General features: G+C 60.5%; 8 protein-coding genes. All 8 read left to right on the top strand.

Going from position 1 to position 3705, the window contains the following annotated elements; translation table 11 throughout:
- Positions 1-299 precede the first annotated feature (299 nt).
- Positions 300-590 carry a nucleotidyltransferase family protein gene (locus ACNQ0T_RS23030; protein WP_001247892.1) on the top strand — a complete coding sequence of 97 codons (291 nt, stop codon included), beginning with the start codon at positions 300-302 and terminating at the stop codon, positions 588-590.
- Positions 587-973, top strand: a complete 387-nt coding sequence (locus ACNQ0T_RS23025; RefSeq protein ID WP_003100872.1) for a DUF86 domain-containing protein — start codon at positions 587-589, stop codon at positions 971-973. Before ACNQ0T_RS23030 ends, ACNQ0T_RS23025 begins: the two co-directional genes overlap by 4 nt.
- 236 nt (positions 974-1209) lie before the next feature.
- The gene (locus tag ACNQ0T_RS23020) at positions 1210-1566 is read left to right on the top strand and encodes a cupin domain-containing protein (protein WP_000215515.1); all 357 of its coding nucleotides are present in this window, start codon (positions 1210-1212) and stop codon (positions 1564-1566) included.
- A gap of 254 nt (positions 1567-1820) precedes the next feature.
- Entirely contained in the window at positions 1821-2147 is a 327-nt protein-coding gene (locus tag ACNQ0T_RS23015; RefSeq protein WP_003100858.1) for a hypothetical protein, read from the top strand.
- A complete protein-coding gene (locus ACNQ0T_RS23010; RefSeq protein ID WP_003100856.1) occupies positions 2144-2644 on the top strand; it encodes a hypothetical protein in 501 nt (166 codons plus the stop codon). Before ACNQ0T_RS23015 ends, ACNQ0T_RS23010 begins: the two co-directional genes overlap by 4 nt.
- Positions 2641-3012: a hypothetical protein gene (locus ACNQ0T_RS23005; protein ID WP_003100853.1), complete on the top strand. Its 372-nt coding sequence runs from the start codon at positions 2641-2643 to the stop codon at positions 3010-3012. The genes ACNQ0T_RS23010 and ACNQ0T_RS23005 overlap by 4 nt, the downstream gene beginning before the upstream one ends.
- Positions 3006-3563, top strand: coding sequence for a recombinase family protein (locus ACNQ0T_RS23000; protein ID WP_003100847.1), 558 nt, complete (start codon positions 3006-3008; stop codon positions 3561-3563). Before ACNQ0T_RS23005 ends, ACNQ0T_RS23000 begins: the two co-directional genes overlap by 7 nt.
- A 78-nt stretch (positions 3564-3641) precedes the next feature.
- Positions 3642-3705 (top strand): hypothetical protein (locus tag ACNQ0T_RS22995; RefSeq protein WP_225666470.1); only part of this gene is annotated, 64 nt, incomplete at its 3' end.

The following is a 3705-nucleotide window of genomic DNA, read 5'->3' as shown; positions in this document are numbered from 1 at the left end:
TCACGCTGAAAATGCCGGCCTTTGAATGGGTTCATGTGCAGCTCCATCAGCAAAAGGGGATGATAAGTTTATCACCACCGACTATTTGCAACAGTGCCGGCTTTCGCGCTCGGCGGCGGAGAGGATCGAACGGCGGGGCATGCGGTTTCCTTCTTCTTGAAAACGTAGGTTTGTGACAAGCCCGCCAAGGCAACCGGCGCGGCACGGGAATCAAGGCATTGCGATTCTCGAAAATAGTTCTTGAAATTCTATTCTTGATTGCATATCATCTCAACGAGTTTCGATAAGAAAGGATGCGCATGCGACCGTCTGTTGTGCTTGACATGAAGCGAAGCGCAGTGCGTGAAGCGGTAGGCCGCTTTCGCGCCGCGAACCCGCGCGTCTTCGGCTCGGTGCTGCATGGCACCGACCGGGATGGCAGCGACCTCGACCTGTTGGTCGATGCGCTGCCCGGTGCCACGTTGTTGGACTTGGGCGATTTGGAAGAAGAACTGAAATCGCTGCTCGGCGTTGACGTCGATCTGCTGACTCCCGGCGACCTGCCGCCGAAGTTCCGGGCCAAGGTGCTCGCGGAGGCGCAACCGATATGAGCGAGAACCGCCTGCCCGATTACCTCGACCACATTCAGCAGGCCGCAACCGATGCGCGCAGCTTCGTGGAAGGGATGGCCAAGGACGACTTCTTGGCCGACAAGCGCACCCAGCAGGCCGTCATCATGAGCCTGATCGTCATCGGCGAGGCGGCCACAAAGGTGATGGATGGCTACGTCGAGTTCACCCAGGCGCATGCCGACGTGCCGTGGCGCAGCATGCGCAATATGCGTAATCGCATGGCTCACGGCTATTTCGACATCAACCTCGATGTGGTGTGGGAGACGGTACAGGAATGGCTGCCGGCGTTGCTCCAGCAATTGCCCGCCGTGCGTCAGGATGCCGACGATGAAGACCGTAACGACAAAGGCATGGAGCCATGACCAATCAAGCCGCCGATGTTCGGCCCCTCTGGCGTGTTCGATCCCGCGACCTATGAGCCGCGCTCGGGCAAGACCTTCTGGATGGCCGCAACGGACGTGAGTTCGCTGGTGGGCAAGGAGGCAGCAGCCGACACGCTCATCGGCAACTGCACGACCGCACGACCAGCCTCCCGTTCAAATTCGAGTTAGAACTCATATCCAGCCTCTCTGGGGGCACTGTGAAAGAGGGATCTCCGATGACTGTTGAATCGAGAATATTTTCTGTAGCCGAGTATGTTCAGCCGTCCGAAGGCGAGCCTATTCGTTCCGTTGTGCTTGAAACCCGAGACTCAATTATCGTGGTTTGGCATGTCCATCCCGGGCAGGAAATTGCGGCTCACATTCATCCTCACGGCCAAGACACGTGGACTGTTTTGTCGGGAATGGCTGATTACTTTCAGGGCAATGGGATTGTTCGTGCCCTCAGGGAAGGTGAGATAGCCGTGGCAAGACCGGGCCAAGTGCACGGGGCGCGAAATACAGGTACCGAGCCATTTGTGTTAGTCTCGGTTGTGGCATCAGCCAATGCCGGTTTCGTATTGGCTGAGCGATAGAGCCCAATCTCTGGAGTTGGTCCAATGAGCGGTCGGGGAGATAGGTAACAGACATGCAGCGGACACGGCTGCTAAACCAGGTCGCAAACCTCCTTGCGTCGCAGCGTGCCGCAAGCGACGCGATCAATCGAATGGGGTCGGCATGAGACTGAACACCATCCAGTTCCCGACCGCGTAGCCGCCTGTCCTGCCGATCAGGTCTTGACCATCGACGCCTGGGATCAGTCCTGAATGTTCTTGGAGACCACTACGTTATGAGCCGCAGCCGCCGCAAAACACCCATCGTCGGGCACACGACCTGCGGCAGCGAGCGCGAGGACAAGAAGCTCTGGCATCAGCGCTGGCGCACCCGTGAGCGCACGGCGCTGACCAGCGCGTCGCCCGAAGCCCTGAGCGCCCATCTGCCCCTGCTGGAAAACCAGGCCAGCAGCGTCTGGTCGATGGGCAAGGATGGCCGCTCCTACTGGCCCGTCAAGCGCCAGGCCGCCACGGCGGATCGCATCGCCAATCACAAGGGACGCAACCCGCAAGAACGCGCCTCCCTGAAAAAGCGCCTGCTGCGCAAGTGGATGAGCAAATGAAGCTCTCCTTCCATCAGCACATTGCGCTGTTCTGGATGATCGGTGCTCCGGGCGTCTTCGCGCCCGTGATCGAGAACGCCAAGCGGCCCGATGCCGGCGCCGTCATGGCGTGGGGTGTCGCGATCGTGGCGGTGATGATCCTCTTCACCCCTTTGCTGCTGCGCTGTCCACCATTCCGGCGCTGGTATGGCCGGACGGATGCGCTGTCGGAGCGGCAGCGCCAGGCGCTTGCCGAGCGCGGCCTGCGCCGCTACTACCAGACCGCTTTCGATGACGGCTACGTGCCCCGCGTGATGCCCTACGTGTGGCGCATCATCTGGACGGTCGGCGGGTTGATGGCTGTGACCGCCGTACTGCCTACCAACACCGGACGGCCAGCCTTCGATGCCTTGGTGGTCTTCTCGACCTGGTATCCGATAGGCGTGATGCTGCTGGTTTTCGCGTCGAGGCCCCTTGGCCGGTTGATTCGCCAAAGAGCACAGGAGCGGCGGAAATGAGCACGTCAACCATCGAGGCGCTGGCCAGCGCCTGGGCAAGGATTGCCGAGGAAGCGGAATTCCCCGCTGACTACGAGGGGACTGCCACACCACAAGCGCATCGGGCTAGCGAAGCTATTCAGGAGCAGATTCGGGAGCGCATCGTCGCCACCAACGACATGCGGCTGTTCAGCCTGCTGCACCTGCTGGGTCAGGCGTCGCTGCGCATGGAGCAAGCGCTGTGGCCGGAGGATTACGAGCGGATGACGCGCGAGGTTGAGGAAGCCCTGCGGCAAGCCACCGACGCCAACGCCAGATCGTACACCCACGAAGAAGTGATGCAGGCGATGCAGGAACGCATCGACCGGGCGCGAGACAAGCCATGTTGATTGGCTATGCGCGCGTCTCGACGCAGGATCAGAACCTGGAGCTGCAACGCGAAGCCTTGAGCAAGGCCGGATGTAAAAAGGTCTTCGAGGACAAGGTGAGTGGCACGCGGGCAGACCGGCCTGGCTTGGCCAAGACGCTCGAAATGCTGCGCGAAGGCGATACTTTGGTCGTCTGGAAGCTCGACCGGCTGGGCCGGTCGGTCAAGCAACTGGTCGATCTGGTCGGCGATCTGCACAAGCACGGTGTCCAGTTCAGGAGCCTCACCGACTCCATCGACACCGGCACACCATCCGGGCGGTTCTTCTTCCACGTCATGGCGAGCCTTGCCGAAATGGAGCGCGAGCTGACCGTCGAGCGCACCCGCGCCGGGCTGGAAGTCGCCAAGCAGCTCGGCCGCAAAGGCGGCCGCAAGCCGAAGATGACCGACAGCAAGATCGAGTCGGCCAAGAAGCTGCTGGCCAGCGGGGTGCCGCCCAAGGACGTGGCCAAGAACCTCGGCGTGTCCATTCCGACGCTGTACCGCTGGGTGCCAGCCTCCACGCACGCTTAGCGTGCTTTATTTAATGAGATGGTCACTCCCTCCTTCCCGGTATTATGCTGAGGACAGGCTTTCATTCGGAGAACTATCATGGAAAACATTGCGCTCATTGGTATCGATCTGGGTAAAAACTCTTTCCATATTCATTGCCAGG

The organism is Enterobacter cloacae complex sp.6700776 (assembly GCF_048284255.1).
Classification (GTDB): domain Bacteria; phylum Pseudomonadota; class Gammaproteobacteria; order Enterobacterales; family Enterobacteriaceae; genus Enterobacter; species Enterobacter intestinihominis.
This window is presented reverse-complemented; position numbering and strand designations above follow the sequence as displayed.